Source organism: Variovorax sp. V116, assembly GCF_041154435.1.
Taxonomy (GTDB): domain Bacteria; phylum Pseudomonadota; class Gammaproteobacteria; order Burkholderiales; family Burkholderiaceae_C; genus Variovorax; species Variovorax paradoxus.
Genome location: NZ_AP028661.1, coordinates 1,101,786 through 1,122,890 on the forward strand (window position 1 = coordinate 1,101,786; position 21,105 = coordinate 1,122,890).

20 protein-coding genes are annotated in these 21,105 nt (G+C 69.2%); 8 read left to right on the top strand and 12 right to left on the bottom strand.

Annotated elements, in window-relative coordinates:
- Positions 1-45 precede the first annotated feature (45 nt).
- The gene (locus ACAM58_RS05070) at positions 46-972 is read left to right on the top strand and encodes an ROK family protein (protein WP_012746131.1); all 927 of its coding nucleotides are present in this window, start codon (positions 46-48) and stop codon (positions 970-972) included.
- Here the strand turns inward: ACAM58_RS05070 and ACAM58_RS05075 are convergent.
- Positions 945-2,498 carry a PLP-dependent aminotransferase family protein gene (locus ACAM58_RS05075; RefSeq protein ID WP_369664224.1) on the bottom strand — a complete coding sequence of 518 codons (1,554 nt, stop codon included), beginning with the start codon at positions 2,496-2,498 and terminating at the stop codon, positions 945-947. The two genes, ACAM58_RS05070 and ACAM58_RS05075, sit on opposite strands and share 28 nt — an antisense overlap.
- A 173-nt stretch (positions 2,499-2,671) precedes the next feature.
- On the opposite strand from ACAM58_RS05075, the gene ACAM58_RS05080 reads away from it, so the two are divergent.
- Positions 2,672-3,013 (top strand): hypothetical protein, encoded by a 342-nt coding sequence (locus ACAM58_RS05080; RefSeq protein WP_369664225.1) that lies wholly within the window; start codon positions 2,672-2,674, stop codon positions 3,011-3,013.
- Positions 3,014-3,025: 12 nt separating this feature from the next.
- On the opposite strand, the gene otsA is transcribed toward ACAM58_RS05080, so the two are convergent.
- From otsA to ACAM58_RS05100, 4 genes are all read right to left on the bottom strand, one after another.
- Positions 3,026-4,411, bottom strand: coding sequence for an alpha,alpha-trehalose-phosphate synthase (UDP-forming) (otsA, locus tag ACAM58_RS05085; protein WP_018903612.1), 1,386 nt, complete (start codon positions 4,409-4,411; stop codon positions 3,026-3,028).
- A 73-nt stretch (positions 4,412-4,484) separates the two neighbouring features.
- A complete protein-coding gene (locus tag ACAM58_RS05090) occupies positions 4,485-6,407 on the bottom strand; it encodes a glycoside hydrolase family 15 protein (RefSeq protein ID WP_307593759.1) in 1,923 nt (640 codons plus the stop codon).
- The gene (gene otsB / locus ACAM58_RS05095) at positions 6,404-7,186 is read right to left on the bottom strand and encodes a trehalose-phosphatase (protein WP_230537738.1); all 783 of its coding nucleotides are present in this window, start codon (positions 7,184-7,186) and stop codon (positions 6,404-6,406) included. The genes ACAM58_RS05090 and otsB overlap by 4 nt, the downstream gene beginning before the upstream one ends.
- A 71-nt stretch (positions 7,187-7,257) precedes the next feature.
- Positions 7,258-8,517: a multifunctional CCA addition/repair protein gene (locus tag ACAM58_RS05100; protein WP_018903610.1), complete on the bottom strand. Its 1,260-nt coding sequence runs from the start codon at positions 8,515-8,517 to the stop codon at positions 7,258-7,260.
- A 161-nt stretch (positions 8,518-8,678) separates the two neighbouring features.
- Here ACAM58_RS05100 and ACAM58_RS05105 point away from each other — a divergent pair, with 161 nt between their 5' ends.
- A complete protein-coding gene (locus tag ACAM58_RS05105) occupies positions 8,679-9,404 on the top strand; it encodes an OmpW family protein (protein WP_012746138.1) in 726 nt (241 codons plus the stop codon).
- A 21-nt stretch (positions 9,405-9,425) separates the two neighbouring features.
- On the opposite strand, the gene ACAM58_RS05110 is transcribed toward ACAM58_RS05105, so the two are convergent.
- From ACAM58_RS05110 to ACAM58_RS05120, 3 genes are all read right to left on the bottom strand, one after another.
- Positions 9,426-10,109 (bottom strand): glutathione S-transferase family protein, encoded by a 684-nt coding sequence (locus ACAM58_RS05110; RefSeq protein ID WP_012746139.1) that lies wholly within the window; start codon positions 10,107-10,109, stop codon positions 9,426-9,428.
- A 95-nt stretch (positions 10,110-10,204) separates the two neighbouring features.
- Complete coding sequence (locus ACAM58_RS05115) at positions 10,205-10,774, bottom strand: MgtC/SapB family protein (protein ID WP_012746140.1); 570 nt, start codon at positions 10,772-10,774, stop codon at positions 10,205-10,207.
- Position 10,775: 1 nt separating this feature from the next.
- Positions 10,776-12,779, bottom strand: a complete 2,004-nt coding sequence (locus tag ACAM58_RS05120; RefSeq protein ID WP_167313221.1) for a lytic transglycosylase domain-containing protein — start codon at positions 12,777-12,779, stop codon at positions 10,776-10,778.
- Positions 12,780-12,815: 36 nt separating this feature from the next.
- Between ACAM58_RS05120 and ACAM58_RS05125 the strand changes: the two genes are divergently transcribed.
- Positions 12,816-13,433, top strand: coding sequence for a 5-formyltetrahydrofolate cyclo-ligase (locus ACAM58_RS05125; protein ID WP_012746142.1), 618 nt, complete (start codon positions 12,816-12,818; stop codon positions 13,431-13,433).
- Positions 13,434-13,439: 6 nt separating this feature from the next.
- On the opposite strand, the gene ACAM58_RS05130 is transcribed toward ACAM58_RS05125, so the two are convergent.
- Positions 13,440-14,423, bottom strand: a complete 984-nt coding sequence (locus ACAM58_RS05130) for a LysR substrate-binding domain-containing protein (protein WP_012746143.1) — start codon at positions 14,421-14,423, stop codon at positions 13,440-13,442.
- Between the two features lie 165 nt (positions 14,424-14,588).
- Between ACAM58_RS05130 and ACAM58_RS05135 the strand changes: the two genes are divergently transcribed.
- Positions 14,589-14,909: a DUF2917 domain-containing protein gene (locus ACAM58_RS05135; protein WP_012746144.1), complete on the top strand. Its 321-nt coding sequence runs from the start codon at positions 14,589-14,591 to the stop codon at positions 14,907-14,909.
- Positions 14,910-14,965: 56 nt separating this feature from the next.
- On the opposite strand, the gene ACAM58_RS05140 is transcribed toward ACAM58_RS05135, so the two are convergent.
- A complete protein-coding gene (locus ACAM58_RS05140) occupies positions 14,966-15,370 on the bottom strand; it encodes a BLUF domain-containing protein (RefSeq protein ID WP_012746145.1) in 405 nt (134 codons plus the stop codon).
- 168 nt (positions 15,371-15,538) lie between these two features.
- Between ACAM58_RS05140 and ACAM58_RS05145 the strand changes: the two genes are divergently transcribed.
- Positions 15,539-16,231 (top strand): Crp/Fnr family transcriptional regulator, encoded by a 693-nt coding sequence (locus tag ACAM58_RS05145; RefSeq protein WP_012746146.1) that lies wholly within the window; start codon positions 15,539-15,541, stop codon positions 16,229-16,231.
- 19 nt (positions 16,232-16,250) lie between these two features.
- On the opposite strand, the gene ACAM58_RS05150 is transcribed toward ACAM58_RS05145, so the two are convergent.
- Positions 16,251-17,105 (bottom strand): DUF6279 family lipoprotein, encoded by an 855-nt coding sequence (locus tag ACAM58_RS05150; protein WP_369664226.1) that lies wholly within the window; start codon positions 17,103-17,105, stop codon positions 16,251-16,253.
- Positions 17,106-17,136: 31 nt separating this feature from the next.
- On the opposite strand from ACAM58_RS05150, the gene glmU reads away from it, so the two are divergent.
- The gene (glmU, locus tag ACAM58_RS05155) at positions 17,137-18,567 is read left to right on the top strand and encodes a bifunctional UDP-N-acetylglucosamine diphosphorylase/glucosamine-1-phosphate N-acetyltransferase GlmU (RefSeq protein ID WP_369664227.1); all 1,431 of its coding nucleotides are present in this window, start codon (positions 17,137-17,139) and stop codon (positions 18,565-18,567) included.
- Positions 18,568-18,591: 24 nt separating this feature from the next.
- Here glmU and ACAM58_RS05160 read toward each other — a convergent pair whose 3' ends face one another.
- Positions 18,592-19,077: an Lrp/AsnC family transcriptional regulator gene (locus ACAM58_RS05160; protein ID WP_012746149.1), complete on the bottom strand. Its 486-nt coding sequence runs from the start codon at positions 19,075-19,077 to the stop codon at positions 18,592-18,594.
- Between the two features lie 139 nt (positions 19,078-19,216).
- Here ACAM58_RS05160 and glmS point away from each other — a divergent pair, with 139 nt between their 5' ends.
- The gene (gene glmS / locus ACAM58_RS05165) at positions 19,217-21,097 is read left to right on the top strand and encodes a glutamine--fructose-6-phosphate transaminase (isomerizing) (protein WP_369664228.1); all 1,881 of its coding nucleotides are present in this window, start codon (positions 19,217-19,219) and stop codon (positions 21,095-21,097) included.
- Positions 21,098-21,105 lie beyond the last annotated feature (8 nt).

Genomic DNA, 21,105 nt, shown 5'->3' on the forward strand with positions numbered 1-21,105 from the left:
GTTGTTGATGAACCCGTCCAGAGACCCAGAGAGAAGAACCACGCGATGAGAGCCTGCGTTGACATCGGCGGCACCAAGGTGGCCGTGAGCCTTTCCCCTTCGAGCGATGCGCCGCTGGCCGGCCGCCGCAGCGAGCCGACGGCCAAGACCGGCGACAACGACGCCGTGGCGGTGCAGATCATGCGCATGATCGACGAGGTCTGCGCCGAGCAGGGCATCGCGCCGGCCGACATCGACCGCGTGGGCGTCTCGTCCACCGGCCCCTTCGAGCTGCGCGACGGCATGGTGGAGCTGGCCACGCCCAATATCTGCGGCGGCATTGCGGGGCCGGCGCGCGGCCTGCCCAACAACTGGATGACGGCGATCATCGAAGCCCCGCTGGCCCGGCGCTTCGGCCGCGTGCGGGTCGAGAACGACGCCGTGGCCGCGCTCGAGGCCGAGCGCCACTGGGGCGCGCTGCAGGGCCTGGACCACTGCGCCTACGTCACCTGGAGCACCGGCGTGGGCGTGGGCCTGTGCGTGGACGGCCGTGCGCTGCGCGGCAAGAACGGCAATGCCGGCCATGCGGGCCACAGCTTCGTGGTGGACGACGCCAGCGGTGCGCTCTGCGGCTGCGGCAACCTCGGCGACGTGGAGGCGCTGGTGGCGGGCAACTCCATCGCGCGCCGCTTCGGGCAGCCCGCGCCCGACCTGTTTGCGGCCGCCTCGGACGGCGAGCCGCATGCCGTCGAGATCGTCGATGCGCTGTGCCGCGTGATGGGCCGCATGATCTACAACCTCATTGCCACGCTCGACCTCCAGCGCATCAGCCTGGGCGGCAGCGTGTTCTGGCACCACCGCGACTTCCTGCTGCCGCGGCTGCAGGCGCAGGTCGACGGCAAGCTCAAGCCGCTCACGCGCGGCGTGCTGCTGGTGCCCGCGGGGCTTGGCGAAAAGGTCGGCGACTACGCCGCCCTGGCACTGCTCGATTGAAGCCGGCGCGCCTGGGGCGGCCGTGCGGGAACGGCGGGCGATGCCGGCCGAACCGATAGCGGCGCCGCAGCCGCGCCGGCATCACCGCGGCCCATCAGCGTCTCGACGATCTGGCCGAGGCGGCGCAGGCCCGTGTCGACCGCCTCGCCGTACGGCCAACCGCAGTTGATGCGCAGGTAGTGGTCGAAGCGCGAGGAGTTGGAGAACAGCGTGCCGGGCGCCACCACGATGCGCTCCGCGAGCGCCGCATCGAAGACCCGCGACGACGACAGGCGCTCGGGCAGCTCGACCCACAGCTGCAGCCCGCCGGGCGGCAGGTTGATGCGCGTGCCCGCCGGAAAGTAGCCGGCGATCGCATCGGCGGTCTGCTCGCGCTGCGTCTTCAGGCAGCTGCGCAGATGGCGCAGGTGGCGGTCGTAGGCGCCGGTGGCCATGAACAGGCCGGCGCCGCTTTGCGAGAGCCCCTCGTTGTTGCGGGTCTGCGCGTACTTGAGCATCTCCACCCGCGCATGCCAGCGGCCGGCCGTGATCCATCCCAGGCGCAGGCCGGGCGCGAGGATCTTGTGCAGCGAGGCGCAGTGGATCACGTTGCCGCCGGTGTCCCAGGACTTGAGCGCGCGCGGCGGCGTCGGGGCGTCGACCAGCTCGCTGTAGGTGTCGTCCTCGATCAGCGGAATCGCGTGCCGCTCGCACAGCTGCGCGAGCCGCGCCTTGTGGGCGTCGGGCATCACGCTGCCCAGCGGGTTCTGCAGGTGCGGCACCACCACCACGGCCTTGATGTTGTCGTAGGTGCGGATCGCGAGTTCCAGCGCTTCGATCGAGAGGCCGGTCTGCGGGCTGGTCGGAATTTCCAGCGCGCGCATGCCCAGGCTCTCGAGCACCTGCAGCAGGCCGTAGAAGGTGGGCGACTCCACCGCCACCGTGTCGCCCGGCTGCGCCACCGCACGCAGCGCGAGGTTGAGCGCCTCGATGCAGCCGTTGGTGACCAGGATGTCTTCCGGCGAGATCGCCATGCCCACGCGCAGGCTGCGCTGCGCGAGCACCTCGCGGAACTGGCGGTGGCCCTTGAGCGGCGCCGCAATCGTCAGCATGTCGGGCTGCTGGCGCAGCATGCGCGTCATCGCATTGCGCAGCGCCTCGGCCGGATACAGCTCGGGTGCGCCGCGCGCGATGGAAAAGTTGAGCTTCTCGGGAAGCTGCCGGCGGCGCGCCACGAAGTCCGACACCTTGGCGTGGATGCCCACGTACTGCGCCGGGTCGGGCGGCACGCCGGCCGGGGGCTCCTCCATCGGCGCGATGGCGAGGCGCCGCGGCCGGCGCACGAAGTAGCCCGAGCGGTCGCGCGCCTCGACCCAGCCGTCGCTTTCCATCGTGCGGCACAGCTGCAGCGCGGTCGACAGGCTGATGCCGTGCAGGCGCATGAGGCTGCGCAGCGAGGGCAGCTTGTCGCCCTGCTTGAGCGAGCCGGTGTGGATCGCGTCCACGTAGTGCGCTGAGAGCTGGCGGTAGAGCGGTAGCGAATCCATGGCCTCGATGCTCCCCCTGTCGCGCATCCAAAAACAGATGCAGTTGCGAAGGAAAACGACCATAACAGATGCGCCGCGGCCACCGCTGTTCCGGTGCGAATCGCCTGGGTGTGTGCCTGTTTTATGGGCGCCCGAATTCCTACGATGGGCGCATCCACTCCAGAAGGCACGCCATGTCCCCCACCACCCTCGACCGACTGCCCGATACCGTCGTCCTGCAACCGGGCGAGGCCTTGCGCGCGGCGCTCGACCCCGCCACCTGGCTCGAGATGCTGGAGGGCCGCGCGCTGCTCGTGTCGCCGCCCTCATGGTTCGGCGACACCGTGTTCACCGCGAAGACCATGCTGAACGAGGGCGACGTGCACCGGCTGGAACGCGGTGGCTGGATCGAGCTGTCGGCGCTGGCGCCGGTGCGGCTGCGCGTGCATGCGCAGGCACGGCAGCAGGCAGCGGCGGTTCGGCCCGCGGAGCCCCGGCCGGTGATGCGGCTGGTGCGGCTTCTGACCGGAAGCTGAGCGGGCGGCTTCCTAGCGCTGGCTTGCGGCGTGGCGCAGCGCCTCGAGGAAGCTGCGCCGCCACCAGTGGATGTCCTGCTCGCGGATGCGCGACAGCAGCTTCTGGTGCCGCTCGCGCCGCTCCTCGAGCGGCATCTGCAGCGCCTGCTGCACCGTTTCGGCCGTGCCGTGCGTGTCGTAGGGGTTCACCAGCAGTGCTTCCTTCAGCTGCTCGGCCGCGCCGGCAAAGCGCGACAGCACCAGCACGCCCGGGTCGGCCGGGTCCTGCGCCGCGATGTACTCCTTGGCGACCAGGTTCATGCCGTCGCGCAGCGGCGTCACCAGCCCGACCGCTGCCGCGCGGCACAGCCCCGGCACGCGCTTGCGCGCCACCATGCGGTGGATGTAGCGCACCGGCATCCAGTCGAGCTCGCCGTAGTCGCCGTTGATGGCACCGCACAACGCTTCGAGCTCGCGCCGGATGTCGCCATAGGCATCGACCGTCTCGCGCGTGGGCGAGGCGATCTGGATCAGCGTGGCGCTGCGGCGGTTCTCGGGGTAGTTGGCAAGCAGCTCGCGGAAGGCGCGCACGCGCTGGGGAATGCCCTTGGAATAGTCGAGCCGGTCGATGCCCAAGAGCAGCCGGCGCTGCGAATATTCGCGCTTCATGGTCTCGAACATGTCGCGCGATTCCTTCGCGTGCGTGAGCGCCGCGAATTCGTCGACGTCGATGCCGATCGGGAAGGCGCTGCAGCGCACCGTCTGGCCGTAGGCGCGGTACATCTCGTCGCCCAGGTATTCGCCGTGCGCCTCGTTGCGCACGTAGTGCTCGAAATGCTGCACGTCCTGCTGCGCCTGGAAGCCGATCAGGTCGTAGGCGAACAGCGAGCGCATGAGCCACTCGTGCTGCGGAACCGCCGCGATGATGATCTGCGGCGGCAGCGGAATGTGCAGGAAGAAGCCGATGCGCTGCCTGCAGCCCATGCCGCGCAGCTCGGCCGCGAGCGGCATCAGGTGGTAGTCGTGGATCCAGATGATGTCGTCATCCTTCAGCAGCGGCTTGAGCTTGCGCGCGAACAGCTGGTTCACGCGCCGGTAGCCGCCGATGAAGCCGGCTTCGAAGTGGGCGAGGTCGAGGCGGTTGTGGAACACCGGCCACAGCACGTCGTTGCTGTAGCCCAGGTAGTAGCTGTCGTGGTCCTCGCGGCCGAGGTCGATGGTGGCCAGCGTGACCTTGCCGGCCTGCAGCATGTGCAGCTCGCCTTCGCCCGTGGGGCCGTTCTCGACGATCTGGCCGCTCCAGCCGAACCACATGCCGCCGCTTTGCTGCAAGCTCTCGCCGAGCGCTACGGCCAGGCCGCCCGCGGCAGGCTTGCGCGGGTCGGCCACGCGGTTGGAGACGACAACGAGGCGACTCATTGGTGCACCCCTGGCGCTGCGCGCCTCCCCGCCAAGCGGGGGCGAGCTTGCTTGGGGCGGCCCGGCGCGGCGCTCATATGCACGAGTCCCACGGCGCCGACAGCCGCACGGCCGCATTGATGATGCCGACCATCGAGTAGGTCTGCGGAAAGTTGCCCCACATCTCGCCCGTGACCGGGTGCGTGTCTTCCGACAGCAGGCCGAGCGGGTTGCGCGCTGCCAGCATGGTCTCGAAGATCTGGCGCGCCTCGGCCTTGCGGCCGATCTTGGCGAGCGCGTCGATGCGCCAGAAGGTGCAGATGTTGAAGGCGGTCTCGGGCTTGCCGAAGTCGTCGGCCGCCTCGTAGCGGCGCATGTACGGGCCGTCGCAGAGCGACTTTTCCATGGCGTCGACGGTGGAGATGAAGCGCGGGTCGCGCGCGTCGATCAGCCCCACCTCCACCATCAGCAGGATGCTGGCGTCCAATTCATGGCCGCCGAAGCTTTCCGCAAAGGCCTGGCGCTCCTCGCACCACGACTTGGCGAGGATTTCTTCTTTCATGCGCGCGGCGTGGCCGTGCCAGTAGGCGGCGCGTTCGGGCAGCGCCAGCGCGCGCGCGATCTTGGCGAGCCGGTCGCAGGCGGCCCAGCTCATGAGCGCGGAGCTGGTGTGCACGCGGGCGCGGGTGCGCAGCTCCCACATGCCCGCATCGGGCGTGCCGTAGACGCGGATCGCCTGCTCGCCCACGGCCTCGAGGTGCGGAAACTCGGCCCGGCCCGCGCGCGCGAGCAGCCGGTGGTCGTGGAAGGCCTGCGCCGCACCGAGCACGATGTTGCCGTAGACGTCGTGCTGGAAGTGCTCCTGCGCCTGGTTGCCCACGCGCACCGGCCCCATGCCGCGGTAGCCCGCGAGGTTCTCGACCATCGACTCGGGCAGCTCGCGCTCCAGACCGATGCCGTACAGCGGCTGGATGTGCTCGCCGTGCGAGCCGATCACCACGTTGCCGAGCCAGCGCAGGTAGTCTTCCATGGTGCCCACCTCGCTCAGCGAATTGAGCGCGCGCACCACGAAGAAGGCATCGCGCAGCCAGCAGTAGCGGTAGTCCCAGTTGCGCTGGCTGCCCGGCGCCTCGGGAATGCTGGTGGTCATGGCGGCGACGATGGCGCCGGTGTCCTCGTAGAGCGAGAGCTTGAGCGTGATGGCCGCGCGGATCACCGCGTCCTGGTATTCGAACGGAATCGCGAGCCGCTTGCTCCAGGTGCGCCAGTAGGAAATGGTCTCCTGCTCGAAGCTGCGCGCGGTGTCGGCAATGCCGTCGAGCAGGGTTTCGTCGACGCCGAACATGAAGTTGTATTCGCGCGAGATCACGAAGGGCTGGCGCGAAAGGATGTGCGAGATCGATGCGTCGGTGTTGAGCCGCAGTGTCACGTCGGGCCCCACGTAGCGGATGTGGTTGCTGCCGCGCGTGACCTCCAGCGGCCCCGAGGCGCCCCACTGGAAGCGCGGATCGAGCGCCACGCGGATGCGCGGCGCGCCGGCAATCGGCCGCACGCGGCGCACCATCATCAGCGGCCGGAAGTAGCGCGAGCGGCTGTAGAAGCGCGGCGCGAAGTCGGTGATCTCGATGCCCTGGCCGGCGCTGTCGAACAGCTGCGTGCGCAGCACCGCGGTATTGGGTTCGTACCACTGCTTGCTCGAGGCGAAGTCCTCGATCTCGATGGCCCAGGCGCCGGCCTCCTCGCCCGGGTGCAGCAGCGCGTTGAAGACCGGGTCGCCGTCGAAGCGCGGCAGGCAGCACCACACGGCGCGCCCGCGTGCATCGATGAGCGCGCTGTAGGCGCAGTTGCCGATCACGCCCACGTTGAGCGAGGGTTCGGCCGGCGGCCCGAAGCCGCGCGGCGCACCGGAAGCCGCAACGCGCGGGTCGACCGGCGCCTGGTCGGCGGGCCCGGCTGCCCCGGAAATGGACAGGCCCGCGCGGTCCTCGGGTGCTTTCGACAATTGCAGCTCGCTCATCCATCGCTCCTCGGGGATTCGTTTTTCTTGTGGGCCGGCGCGGCCAGCTGGTCGCGCAGCTGCACCAGCCATTCGAACACCGCGCGCGGCGATTCGAGCCGGTGCAGCGCCAGGCTCGGGCCCGAGCCGACCTTGATGCCAACGCCGCCGCGCGGCTGCACCACCGCGAAGCCGCTCTCGTCGGTGGTGTCGTCGCCGGCAAAGACCGGCAGGCGCCCGGCGAACGGCGCCTCCGTCATGAAGGCCTCGATGGCGATGCCCTTGTTGACCCCGGTGGGCTTGACCTCGAACACGAACTTGCCGTGCAGCAGCTCGAGCAGCGGCCGGCCCGCAATGGCGCGCGACATGGCGTCGCGGCACACGGCCTCCAGCTGCGGTGCGAGCCGGTAGTGCAGCGCAATGGCTGCGTGCTTGCGCTCGACCAGCAGGCCTTCATGCACGCGGGCCAGCTCGTTGGCGATGTCCAGGATGGGCGCGAGATCGGGCGCGTGCTGCTCCTGCATGCGGCCCTGCGCGTCGCGCCGCTGCACGCCGTGCTCGCCCGCGGCGGGCAGGCGCAGCGGCGCGAGGAAGCGGTCGATGGCATCGATCTGGCGGCCCGACACCACGGCCAGCGCGCCGCCGAGCTGGTCGCGCAGGTCTTCGAGCAGGCCCGCCAGGGCGGGAGGAATCTCGATCGCCTCGGGGGTGGGTGCGAGCGCGACCAGCGTGCCGTCGAAGTCGAGAAAGAGGGCGGTATCTCGGCCCAACGGAGGCGGCGACTGGGAGGACATTGGCATTGGTGAAAACCATAGCACGGACCCGGCCATTCCCGTGTCGGCCAAAGTCGGACGTATGCGGCGGCGGAGCTTCAGCCCGGCAAGGCGGCCACCGCCTCCACGCGTGCGCGGTGGATCGCCTCGCCGATCTGCGGCCCGGCGGCGCCGGATTGCTGCGCCGCGCGCGCCACGGCCTCGGTGGGCACGCCCGCGGCGGTGGCGAGCACGGCAAGCAGCCGCTCGCGCTGCGGATAGGGCCGGTCCTCGAAGCCGAGCCGGCCGCGCGCATCGCATTCGCAGGCCAGCAGCACGTCGGCAAAGCGCGCCGGCTTGCGAAACGCATCGCAGCGCTCCAGCAGGCGCACCAGCGCCGCGGCCGCGAGTTCGCCGCTGCGGTGGATGTTGCCGTGTTCGCGCGCCACCACCTCGGCGAGCTCGCGGATCTCGACCGGCACGCGCCAGCGGTCGCACACCGCGTGCAGCAGTTCGGCGCTGCGCTTCTCGTGGCCGATGTGGCGCGGCAGCAGCCCAGGCTCGGTCGTGCCCTTGCCGAGGTCATGCATCAGGCAGGCGAAGCGCACCGGCAGCGAGGCCTCGAGCCTGGCGCTGGTGTCGATGACCATCATCAGGTGCACGCCGCAGTCGACTTCGGGGTGGTGGGCCTCGGGCTGCGGCACGCCCCAGAGCCGGTCGACCTCCGGCAGCAGCACCGCCAGCGCGCCGCAGGCACGCAGCACCTCGAACATGCGCGACGGGCGGGTTTCCATCAGCCCGCGCGAGAGCTCCTGCCAGACGCGCTCGGGCACCAGCGCATCGGCTTCGCCGGCTTGGACCATCTCGCGCATCAGCGCCATGGTCTCGGGCGCCACCGAGAAATCGTCGAAGCGGGCCGCAAAGCGCGCCACCCGCAGGATGCGCACCGGGTCTTCGCGAAAGGCGTCCGTGACGTGCCGCAGCAGCTTTTGCTCGAGGTCGCGCCGGCCATGGAAGGGGTCGGCGAGCTTGCCGGCGTCGGGCTCGAAGCGGCCGTCGGTGCCCACGAATTCGGCAGGCAGCGCGATCGCGTTGACCGTGAGGTCGCGCCGCGCCAGGTCCTGCTCGAGCGTGACGTCGGGCGAGGCGTGCACGGTGAAGCCGCGATAGCCGGGCGCGCTCTTGCGCTCGGTGCGGGCCAGCGCGTATTCCTCGCGGGTCTGCGGATGCAGGAACACCGGAAAGTCGCGCCCCACGGGCAGGTAGCCGCGCGCCGCCATTTCCTCGGGCGTGGCGCCCACCACCAGCCAGTCGTGGTCCGACACCGGCCGCCCCAGCAGCCGGTCGCGCAGCGCGCCGCCGACGAGATAGGTTTTCATGCGCCCAGTGTAGGGATTACTCCAGTTGGAAAAAATAGAACGACCGTTCGATAATTTTCAGGCGAATCGCAGGATCGTTCGCCGATTTGCCCGAAAGGTAGCCGCTGTCGCAGTGGAGGCCGCGCGCTGCAGATTTTTAAACCAAAAGGAGTAATCACGTCATGAAGAAAACAATGCTTGCGCTGACCGCAGTGGGCGCGCTGGCGTCCGGAAGCGCGTGGGCGCAGAACGCTGGAGACTGGGTGGTCGGCGCGGGTTGGCTTCATTTTGCGCCGCAGGACTCGAGCAAGCCGCTCACGCTGACGGCGCCGGTGCGCAGCGTGCTGGCGGGGTCGGGCGCATCGATCAGCGATTCGGACACGCTGGGCTTGAGCGCGGTCTATTTCGTCGACAGCCACTGGGCTGTCGAGGGCGTGTTCGGCATTCCGCCGAAGTTCAAGCTCAACGGCACCGGCACGCTGGGCCGCGTGGGCGAGCTGGGCCAAGCGCGCCAGTGGAGCCCCACCATTCTTGGCAAGTACTACTTCAACGAGGGCAACGCGGCCCTCCGCCCGTTCGTGGGCCTGGGCGCGACCTATGTCTGGTACAGCGACATCGAGCTGACGCCGGGGCTGCAGGGCGCGCTGGGCAGCCAGCTGCGCCAGCGGCCGCTCTCCACCTCGACCACCGCCAAGCTCGACAGCTCGTTCGCGCCCGTGCTCAACGCCGGCGTGGCCTACCAGATCGACAAGCACTGGGGCGTGTCGTTCTCGGTCTCCTACATTCCGCTGAAGACCAAGGCCAAGCTCACGACCACCACGATCACCGGGCTGCCGATCGCCACCAGCGAGGCCAGGCTCAAGCTGAACCCGATCGTGACCTACCTCTCTGCGACCTACCGCTTCTGAGGCGGCAGGATTCGAGGAGCCTCAGCGCGCCGTGCGGTAGGGCTCGTTGAACGCCACGAAGTCCTTCTCGGCCAAGGCATCGTCGATCCATGCCTTGACGCCGGGCAGCGCCTGCACGCGCTCGATGTAGGCGCTGATGGCCGGCGGCACCGGCAGGCCGTAGGTCTTGATGCGCGTGCCCACCGGCGCGAAGTAGCTGTCGGCAATGCTGAAGCCGCCGAACAGCAGCGGGCCGCCGTGGGCCTCGAGCAGACCGCTCCACATCTGCACGATGCGGTCGAGGTCGGCCTGCAGGGCGGGGTTGTCCTTCAGGAGCCGTGCGCCGACCTCGGCGAGCGAGGCCTCGATGTTCATGGGGCAGAGGCTGCGCAGCTTGCCGAAGCCCGCATGCATCTCGGCGCAGATGCTGCGCGCGCGGGCCCGCTCGGCCGCGGCACGGGGCCACAGCTGCTTCTCGGGAAAGGTCTCGGCCAGGTATTCGGCAATGGCGAGCGTGTCCCACACCACCAGGTCGCCGTCCACCAGCGCCGGCACCTCGGCCACCGGGTTGATCGCGCCCATGGTCTTCTTGAAGTGCGAGTCGGGCGCGAAGGAATCGAAGCGGACCTTCACCTCTTCGAAAGGAATGTCGGCCTGCTTCATGAGCACCCAGGGCCGCATGGACCAGGACGAGTAGTTCTTGTTGCCGATGTAGAGCTTGCGCATGGTGCGATCCTGCGGTTGGGATGAGAGAGAAAAACCTTCGATGCTAGCCGGGCCGCATCCGCCAATTGATGCCGAAATGCGGCCGGATTGATGCGCTACCGCGGCTGCTCGTCTTCAGGCGAGGCGATCACGCGCGGCGCCGCGCCGGCCTGGTCTTTTTCTTCGCCGTGCGGCGGCCCGACCATGCGCTCGACCAGGTCCACCAGCCGCGGCACCAGCGCGAGCACGGCCAGCGCCAGCAATGCGCTCAGGATGGCGGTGACTTCGCGGCCGAGGCCGCAGGCCATGCCGATGGCGGCCGTCATCCACAGCCCGGCGGCGGTGGTGAGGCCCTGCACATGGTGCTCGTCCTTGCCGCGCTTGAGGATGGTGCCGGCGCAGAGAAAGCCCACGCCCGCCACCAGGCCCTGGATCACCCGGCTCATGTCGGCCGGCTCGATGCCCGTCTGCTGCGGAATCAGCACGAACAGCGCCGAGCCGATGGCCACCAGCATGTGGGTGCGCACGCCCGCCGCCTTGCCCTGCTGCTCGCGCTCGAAGCCGAGCATGAACCCGATCACGGCCGCGAGCATCAGCCGAACGACGATGCGCGTGAGCTGCGCGGCGTCGCCCACGTCCGAGAATTCGGCCGCTACGGTGTCGAGCACCTGGCCGCCCCAGCTCATGTCAGGGGAGATCCTTGTTGGGTTCGGGTTCTGCCGCGTCGCGCGGGCCCACGCGGCCCAGGCGCTCCTTCAGCGACTGCGGCCGCCCGCTGATCAGCGCGGCGTAGTTGGTGGTGTTGGCCAGCACCTTCTTCACGTAGTCGCGCGTTTCGCCGAAGGGCACGTTCTCGGCCCAGATCGCGGCTTCCATCACCGGGCCGTTGCGCCAGCTGCGCGGCCGTCCCGGGCCGGCGTTGTAGGCGGCCGCGGCCAGCGCCATGGAGCCGTCGAAGTCGTCGAGCGCGAGCTTCAGGTAGTTGGTGCCGATGGTGATGTTGGTTTCATGGTCGTTGATCTGCCCGGGCGTGAAGCCGGCCAGGCCGATCTTGCGTGCGGTCCAGCGCGCGGTGGCGGGCATGACCTGCATCAGGCCCGAGGCGCCGACGCCCGAGCGCGCGTCCATGATGAAGCGGCTTTCCTGGCGGATCAGGCCGTAGACGTAGGCCGGGTCCAGGCCGATGTCCTGGCTCTTGCGCAGCACCGTGTCGTGGAAGGGCATGGGGAAGCGCTGCTCGACATCGATCACGCCCTTGGTGCGCTCGCTGGTGTTGATGCAGCGGTCCCAGACCTCGCGCTGGCAGGCGAAGTCGGCCGCGGCCAGCAGCGCGCGGTCGTCCATGCCGCCCTTGTCGTGCAGGTTGGTGGCGTAGTTCCATTCGCGCGTGCCCTCGGAGCGCAGGCCGATCGCAATGGCGTAGAGCGCGCGGTTGAGCGCGATGTTGCTGCGCGCGGCGTTCTTTTCTTCGGGCGTGAGCGGCGCCGGGCGCGTGGGCACCACGGTGCGCTGGCCGAGTTCCTCCAGCGCCAGCATCTCGTAGAAGCCGCGCGTGCCCGCAATGCTCTGGTAGAGCTCGCGTGCCTGCGCGCGGCGGTCGTCGCCGCCCGCCGCGCTGAGTGCGCGCGCCTTCCAGTAGACCCAGGTCGGCTCCAGCTGCGCCGTTTCGCTCATGGCGTTGATGGCGGGCGCCACCTCTTTCCATTGGCCGTTGCGCAGCGCGGCGCGCACGCGCCAGCCGAGCATGTCGTCGGTCAGGTCGCCGTTCTTCGTGACGTTGGCAAAGTAGCTGCCGGCCAGCGGCGAGAGCTTGCTCGCGGCCTGGCGGCCGATGGTGCCCCAGAGCCAGTTGCGCTCCTCGGCCGAAAGCATCGGGCCCCATTTGCTGTCGAGCTGGGTGGCGGCCTGCTCCGGGTCGGCCATGGCGATCTTGATGAGCGCCAGCACCACCAGCTCCTTGCGCGACTTGGCGGCCACGAAGGCGCGGCCGGCCAGGAACTTGGCCGCGCTGGCGTTGAGCTCCTCGAACAGCGGCAGCGCATCGGGCGCGGCAATGGTCACGGCGCCGCGCGCGGCCTGCGGGCGGTTGGTCTCCATGGCCAGGCGCGCCTTCGTCCAGGCATCGTTGGGCGACAGCAGGCGGGCCGCGACCAGGCGGTCGGCCGCGGTGAGGCAGCCGTCGTCCGCCTCTTTCTGCGCGAACCAGTTGCGGCGCACCTCGTTGGCCTGGGCCTGCGTGGCGCTGCCCGATTGCAGGGCCTCGACCAGGATCGCGTAGCAGCGCACCTGCGGATCGTCGCCCATGCGAAAGCCCGCCAGCGCGGCGGAAAAGCCGTCCCAGTCGCGGCGCTGGCCCAGCAGCAGCAGCCAGTCGTTGCGCAGCCGGTCTTCCTGGTAGGTGCCGGGGTAGCGGGCGAAGAAGTCCTGCACTTCGTTCGGCGCGGCTTCCTGCAGGCGGGCCTTGAGTTCCCAGTAGGCGGCCCAGGGTTCGAGCGCATGGCCGCGCGCCTGCGGCAGCAGGGCCGCGAGCCGGCCCTTGTCGCCGCGCTGGAAGGCCTGCTTCATCTGGACCAGGACGTCGTCGTTGCTGTTGGCCTGGGCGGCGGCGGGCTGCTGCGAAAGCAGTGCGGCGGCAGCCAGGACGGCGGAAAAAACCAGCGCGGACGCTGTATTGCGCGGGCGATGCCGCATGGGTGCCAAAATGCTTGGGAACTGCATCGGGGGATTATGGACAAGTCAAAGGATGCCGACACCTCGGCGACCACGAGTTTTCTCAAGGATCAGGTGAGAAAAGCACTGATCGAGCAGCGCCTGGCGATGCCCGACCGGCTCGCCAAGGCCGACCTGCTGCAGCGCGTGATGCGGATCTGGCTGGTGGGCCGGCCCGACACCGTGATCGGCGCCTACTGGCCGATCAAGGGCGAGTTCGATCCGCTGCCCGCGCTGCACCGCTGGAAGGAAGACGGCGAGCTGATCGACGAGCCGCAGCGCCGCCGCATCGGCTTGCCGGTGATGAACAAGGTCCACAAGACGCTGACCTTCCATGCCTGGTACCCGGGCTGCCAGATGGAAGAAGACGCCTACGGCATTCCCAAGCCCAAGGACACCGAGCTGATCGTGCCCACGCTGCTGTTCGTGCCCTGCGTGGGCTACAGCGCCGGCGGCTACCGGCTGGGCTACGGCGGCGGCTTCTACGACCGCACGCTGGCGGCGCTGGAGCCGCGCCCGTTCACGGTGGGGCTGGGCTTCACCAACGGTTTCCTCGAAGACTTCGAGCCCGAGGCGCACGATTTGCCGCTGGACGCGATCCTCAACGACAACGGCGTGGTCTGGCCAACCAGCTGAAGGGGCTCAGTCGATGTTGTCGACGGTGTCCGGATCGGGCACCTCGCCGATGGTCTCGCGCGTGGTGATGGCCTGCACCTGCAGCCAGTCCCAGAAGGCCTTGATCTCGGGCCGCAGCGCATTGCGCGGCCCGGCAATGAGCCAGTAGCCCATCGGCGAATCCATGCGGTGCTGCGGCAGCACCTCCACCAGGTCGCCGTTGGCCAGGCTTTCGGCGATGAGCGAGCTGCGCGCCAGCGTCACGCCCTGGCCGGTGAGCGCGGCCTGCACCATCTGGTAGGCGTAGTTGAAATAGAGCCAGCGCCTGGGCTGCGCGCGTTCCAGGCCGTTGACCTCGAACCAGCGCCGCCAGGTCAGCCATTCGAGGTGCGTGCGGTGCGCGTCGCCGGCCTCGATCAGCGTGAAGCCGGTGATGTCGGCGGGCGTCTTGATGGGCGGGCTGCTCTTGAGCAGCCAGGGGCTCGCCACGGGCGTGAGCGTTTCGCCGAACAGGCGCACGGCGTTGGGCGGCATGACCTCGCGCGTGCCGTAGCGCAGCGCGATGTCGACGTCCGCCACCTCCAGGTCGACCGCCACGTCGCTGGCGTCGATGCGGATGTCGATCTCGGGGTTGTCGCGCTGGAAGGCCTCGAGCCGCGGGATCAGCCACATCGATGCGAAAGACGCAAAGGTGGTGAGCGACACGCTCTTGCGCCCCGCGCTCTGGCGGATCTGGCGCACGGCCGTGTCGATGCGCGGCAGCGACTGCTGCACCGCAAGCAGCAGCTGCGCCCCCGCGCTCGTGAGCTCCACCGCCCGCGTGTGGCGCAGGAACAGCGCCACGCCCACTTCTTCCTCGAGCGACTGGATCTGGCGGCTCACGGCGGACTGGGTGAGCGCCATTTCTTCGGCGGCGGCGCGGAAGTTGAGATGGCGCGCCACCGCCTCGAAGGCGCGCAGGTGCCCCGCGGAAATGGGGCGGGAGCGCAGATGGGTTTGCGAATGCTGCATGGATGGGGGTGTGGGCGGCATCGGAGCATTGATGCGGATTCGGAATCAGTAGGCTACCTCGTTTTCATTGGACTGCCAACGCCATGGAAACGATCATTCATTCCCGAACTGCGCTATTGCCTCTGTCTTGTCATCGCAATTCGGCAACGCCCAAGGAGTTTCATCATGTCCACCGCCGTCTGCACCACCCAATCGCTTGCTTCCCTGCCGTCTTCCACCCGCACCGCTTCGGCCGTTCCGCCGGCCGTGCGCCGCGGCGCCTGGCAGATCGCGCCCGGCGAGGCGATGAGCCTGAAGGCGCGGTCGGCCAGCGTGCTGCGGGTCAAGCAGGGCCGGGTCTGGGTCACGCCGGACGCCACGTCCGCCAGCGCCAGCGAAGACCTGGTGCTGGCCCCGGGCGAATCGCTGAACGTGGCCGCGGGCCAGCGCATCGTCATGGAAGCATGGGACGGCTACGGTGCCACTTACTCGTGGGACCAAGCCTGAGCGCTGCTCGACCTCCCATGGACGCAAAGGGCGGCTTCGGCCGCCTTTTTCTTTTTTCAGCCGTTGATGTCGAAGCTGGGGCGCAGGGCCAGGAAGTGCGCCAACGCGGCTTCGCCGTCCAGCGCACGGATGCCGGCCATGAGGTCGGGCCCTTCGCTTTCGGCCAGGCCCATGCCAAAGCCGCTGTAGCGGCGTGACGCAAGCGGGCCGCGGCGGAAAATCTTGATGTCGGTGTGCCGGCGGTCCTGTTCGATGCGGCGCATCAGCGTCTCCACCGCCCCATGCGGGCCTTCGAGGTGCTGGCAGAAGCGCATGCCGTCGAAGACGAGCAGGCCGGTGATGCCGTACTGGGCATTGCGTGCGCGGGCCAGGGTCACGATCGAGCCCACGGTGGCCGGCGGCAGGTCCGGCGTGAGCATGCTGCAATAGAAGACTTCGTGGAGAGCTTGCTTTTCTGTCATGCGTTCGGAAGCGGAAGGCGTGCGAAGTGTATGAATCTCCCGGGCCCCGCGAAATGTCAAAAGACACAGGTCCGAAGCCTATAGTGGCGCGTGAAATTCGAGGACCATGCATCCCCCGCCTCGCCCCCTGCGGGCCCCCACCCCTGCGAGCGCTGCGCGCTGCGAAAGATGGAAGCCTTCCTGCCGGTGGCGCCGCAACAGCTCGAAGCCATCGCATCCTTCAGGGCCGGCTCCCGCCGCGTCGCCGCCGGCGCCACCATCATCGACGAGCACCGGCCGAGCGCCGAGCTGTTCACGCTCTATGCCGGATGGGCCTTTCGCTACAAGACGCTGAGCGACGGCCGGCGCCAGATACTGAGCTTTCTGCTGCCCGGCGACTTCATCGGCCTGCAGGACGAGTTTGCCGACGGCCACACGCACGGCGTGGAGGCCGCGAGCGAGGCCACGCTCTGCGTGTTTCCGCGCGGCCGGCTCTGGGAGCTGTTCCATGCCCAGCCGAAGCTCGGTTACGACATCACCTGGCTGGCCGCGCGCGAGGAAAAGCTGGTCGACGACAACCTGGTCACCACGGGCCGCCGCAACGCGGCCGAGCGCGTGGCCATGCTGCTGATGCACCTGTACCGCCGGGCCCAGCGCGTGGGCATGGTGCGCGACGGCTGGGTCGAGTTTCCGTTCAGCCAGCAGCACCTGGCCGATGCACTGGGGCTGTCGCTGGTGCATACCAACAAGACGCTGCGCCGGCTGCAGAGCCTGGGGCTCTACAAGCTCGACGCCGGCTGGCTGCGCATCCTGGAGCCTCGCGCGCTCGAGGCGCTGGGAGACTACTTCGAGCGCCCGATGCGGCCGACGCCGCTGATCTAGCAGCTGCCCGGCGACCGTGCTAGCGCGCGGCCACCAGCTGCCGCAGGTCGTCGTGGTAGGCCTGCAGCCGGCGCACCGCCTGCTCCCGCTGGGCGGCGCTGGCGGTGTTGTGCAGCGCGGCCAGGTTGCGGCAGCCTTCCTGCAGCAGGGCCTGCTGGTGATCGTGCCAGGGGCCGGGCGGCGGCTCGGCGATGCGCATCACGTAGGCATGGATGGCCGCGCGCGCCTCGGCCGCGGAGGGTTTGGCGGCATTGAAGCCGCGCAAGAGCTGCAGCGCCTCCTGCTGGCGCTGGCGGCGCTCGGCATCGGCCAGCCGCGGATCGAACACCGATTGCGCCACCTGCCGCCGCAGCAGCTCGCGCTGCTCCGGGCTCAGCCGGCCATAGAAATCCTCCAGCCGGTCGAGGAAGCGGTCGTAGCGCTTCTCCTGCACATCGGCGGCGCTGCGTTCGAGCCATTCCTTGCGATAGTCGCCATTGTTCTTGGCGTACTTGCGCTCGAGCTGCTGCAGCTGCGCCGCGGTCAGGCTCAATGCCAGCTCGGTGCCCGCCGGCTCGGCGCGCTCGGCGACCGCCAGCAGGCGCTCGCGGATCTGGTCCGCCATGCGGCAGGCCTGGGCCGCGGTCACGTCGTGCGGCGCCAGGGCCTGGGCTTCCTGCAGCAGGCTGGCAATGCGCGGCAGCTCGTTCTGGCGGTGCCAGGTCAGCAGCTGTGCGAGCTCGTCGCGCACCTTGGGCGTCTGCGCGCCGTCGAAATCGAGGTAGGTGTCGAGCCACCAGTAGCTCACCTCGGGCAGGTTGTTGTAGGCCAGCCTGACCGTGCTGCAGCCCGCGAGCGCGGCCGCCGCCAGCAGCGCGCCGATAATCCGCGCCAACTTGGCGCAACGCATTCGGGTAGAAAGAAGCATGAATCAGATTCCGCAAGACAACCAGGGACCGGTCGACGTCGTCATCATGGCGGCCGGCAAGGGCACGCGCATGAAAAGCAGGCTGCCCAAAGTGTTGCACCGTTTGGCCGGACGCGCGCTGCTCTGGCACGTGACCGATACCGCCGCGCGCATCGGCGCGCGCCACGTGGTGGTGGTGACCGGCCACGGCGCGGCCGAGGTCGAGGCCGCCATGGCCGGCAACGCCATCGGCGCCGCCTTGCAGTTTGCGCGGCAGGAGCCGCAGCTGGGCACCGGCCACGCGGTGCAGCAGGCGGCGCCGCTCCTGCCCGACGACGGCACGGTGCTGGTGCTGTCGGGCGACGTGCCGCTGATCGGCGAGGACACGCTGCGCGCGCTGATCGCCGCCAGCGGCGGCCGGCGGCTCGCGCTGCTGACCATCGAGTTCTACGATCCCACCGGCTACGGGCGCATCGTGCGTGCCGAAGGGCAGGCGGGCGGCGAGGTCAAGGCCATCGTCGAGCAGAAGGACGCGACCGAGGCGCAGCGCGGCATCCGCGAGATCTACAGCGGTGTGATGGCCGTGCCCGCCGCGCTGCTCAAGGGCTGGCTCTCGCGGCTGGACAACCGCAACGCCCAGGGCGAGTACTACCTCACCGACATCGTCAAGCTGGCCGCGGCCGACGGCGTGCCCGTGGTCGCGCATGTCATCGACGATGCGCTCCAGGTCGCCGGCATCAACAGCCCCGCGCAGCTGGCGGCGCTGGAGCGCGCCTGGCAGCTGCGGCAGGCCGAAGCGCTGATGGCGCAAGGCGTGCGGCTGGCCGATCCCGCGCGCTTCGACCTGCGCGGCGCGCTGGCCTGCGAGGCCGACGTCGAGATCGACGTCAACTGCGTGTTCGAAGGTTCGGTGTTCCTGGGCGAGGGCGTGCGCGTCGGCGCCAATTGCGTGATTGCCAATGCGCGCATCGAGGCCGGTGCGGTGATCCATCCCTTCACCCACATCGACGGCGAGAAGGCCGGCGTGACCGTGGGCGAAAGGGCGCTGGTCGGCCCCTTCGCGCGGCTGCGGCCGGGCGCGCAGCTGGGCGCCGAGGTGCACATCGGCAACTTCGTCGAGGTCAAGAACTCGACCCTGGCCGAGGGCGCCAAGGCCAATCACCTGGCCTACCTGGGCGATGCCAGCGTGGGCCGACGCGTCAATTACGGCGCGGGCAGCATCACGGCCAACTACGACGGCGCCAACAAGCACCGCACCGTCATCGAGGACGACGTGCACGTGGGCAGCAACTGCGTGCTGGTGGCGCCGGTCACCATTGGCGCGGGCGGCACCATCGGCGGCGGCTCGACGGTGAACAAGTCGACCGAGCCCGGCGCGCTCACGGTGGCGCGCGGCAAGCAGGTCAGTTTTGCGAACTGGAAGCGGCCGCAGAAGCAGCCGAAGGCCTGATCGAAGGGCGCCTGCCGTGGCGCCTCAGGGCGTGAGCGGCACCCTGGGATCGAACTTCGCGCGCTTCAGGCTGAAGAAGGCCTTGACGTTGCGCACATTGCCGTCGGCCGTGAACAGGCGCTGCGCCAGGGCGCTGTAGTCCGGCATGTCGCGCGCCGCCACCACCAGCACGAAGTCCGGCCCCGGCGAGACGCGCCAGCATTGCTGCACGGCGTCGTCGGCGATCACGCGGGCCTCGAAGGCATCGAGGGCCGCGGCGTCCTGCCGGTCCAGCGAAATCTCGACCACCGCCTGCAGGCCGTGGCCCAGCACCGCCGCAAGCCGGTCGGGCGAGAGCAGTGCGACCTGGCGCTCGATCAGCCGCTCCTGCCGCAGGCGTTGCACGCGGCGCAGGCAGGTGGGCGGCGAGATGCCGACCTCGGCGGCCAGCCGCTGGTTGGTCTGCGAGGCATCGCGCTGGAGCGCGTCGAGCAGGCGGAGGTCTATTGCATCGGGGGAAAATGGTTCCATATTCAATGGGATTATGGAATAAAAATCCAACTACCTGAGTCGATGAAAGAAAAGTTCGAAATCCATCGAATTTCGACCGCATATTTTTTCATCCGCTTCCTACCATCGAGCCTCTTCTCCAGATTAAAGGCAGCTCACCATGTGCGGCATCGTCGGCGCAGCGTCCCATCGCAACATCGTTCCGGTCCTGGTCCAGGGCCTGCAAAGGCTCGAATACCGCGGCTACGACTCCTGCGGCGTGGCGGTCCATGCGGGCGGCCTCACGCGGGCGCGCACCACCTCGCGCGTGGCGGACCTCGTCACGCAGGTGCGCGAAGTCCATGTCGAAGGCCTGACCGGCATCGCCCACACGCGCTGGGCCACGCACGGCGCGCCTGCCGTGCACAACGCCCATCCGCACTTCAGCCACGGCCCGGGCGCCGACGCGCAGGGCGCGCGGCCAGGCCGCATCGCGCTGGTGCACAACGGCATCATCGAAAACCACGAAACCCTGCGCGCGGCGCTCGAGGCCAAGGGCTACGTGTTCGAGAGCCAGACCGACACCGAGGTCATCGCCCACCTCGTCGACAGCCTCTACGACGGCGACCTGTTCGAGGCCGTGAAGGCCGCGGTGCTGCAGCTGCACGGCGCCTATGCCATTGCCGTGATGTGCCGCGACGAGCCGCAGCGCGTGGTGGGTGCGCGCGCCGGCTCGCCGCTGATCCTGGGCGCGGGCAAGGAGGGCGGCGAGAACTTCCTCGCGAGCGACGCCATGGCGCTGGCCGGCGTGACCGACCAGATCGTCTATCTCGAGGAAGGCGACGTGGTCGACCTGCAGCCCGGCAAGTACTGGATCGTCGACCGCCACCACAAGCCCGTGCAGCGCCAGGTGCGCACCGTGCAGGCGCACAGCGGCGCGGCCGAGCTCGGCCCGTACCGCCACTACATGCAGAAGGAGATCTTCGAGCAGCCGCGCGCCATCGGCGACACGCTCGAGGGCGTGGCCGGCATCGTGCCCGAGCTGTTCGACGGCGTCGGGCAGGACGGCGCCACCGGTGCCAGCGCGCACCGCGTGTTCAAGGACATCGACAAGATCCTCATCCTGGCCTGCGGCACCAGCTACTACAGCGGCTGCACCGCCAAGTACTGGCTCGAGAGCATCGCGAAGATCTCGACGCAGGTCGAGATCGCGAGCGAATACCGCTACCGCGATTCGGTGCCCGATCCGAAGACGCTGGTGGTCACCATCAGCCAATCGGGCGAAACGGCCGACACGCTGGCCGCCTTGAAGCATGCGCGCTCGCTTGGCATGGAACAGACGCTGACCATCTGCAACGTGGCCACCAGCGCCATGGTGCGCGAATGCAAGCTGGCCTACATCACGCGCGCCGGGGTGGAAATTGGCGTGGCCTCGACCAAGGCCTTCACCACGCAGCTGGCCGGCCTGTTCCTGCTGACGCTCGCCATCGCGCAGACCAAGGGGCGCCTGAGTGAAGCCGACGAGGCACGCTACCTGAAGGAAATGCGGCACCTGCCCGTCGCGCTGCAATCGGTGCTCGCGCTCGAGCCGCAGATCATCGGCTGGGCCGAAGACTTCGCGCGCAAGGACAACGCGCTGTTCCTCGGCCGCGGCCTGCACTATCCGATCGCGCTCGAAGGCGCGCTCAAGCTCAAGGAAGTGACCTACATCCACGCCGAGGCGTACGCCGCCGGCGAACTCAAGCACGGCCCGCTCGCGCTGGTGACCAGCGAGATGCCCGTGGTGGCCGTGGCGCCCAACGACACCCTGCTCGAAAAGCTCAAGAGCAACCTGCAGGAAGTGCGCGCGCGCGGCGGCGTGCTCTACGTGCTGGCCGACGGCGACACCAGGATCAAGGGCAGCGAAGGCCTGCACGTGATCCGCATGCCCGAGCACTACGGCGCGCTCTCGCCGCTGCTGCACGTGGTGCCGCTGCAATTGCTGGCCTACCACACGGCCTGTGCGCGCGGCACCGATGTCGACAAGCCGCGCAACCTGGCGAAGAGCGTGACGGTGGAGTGAGGGTGGGC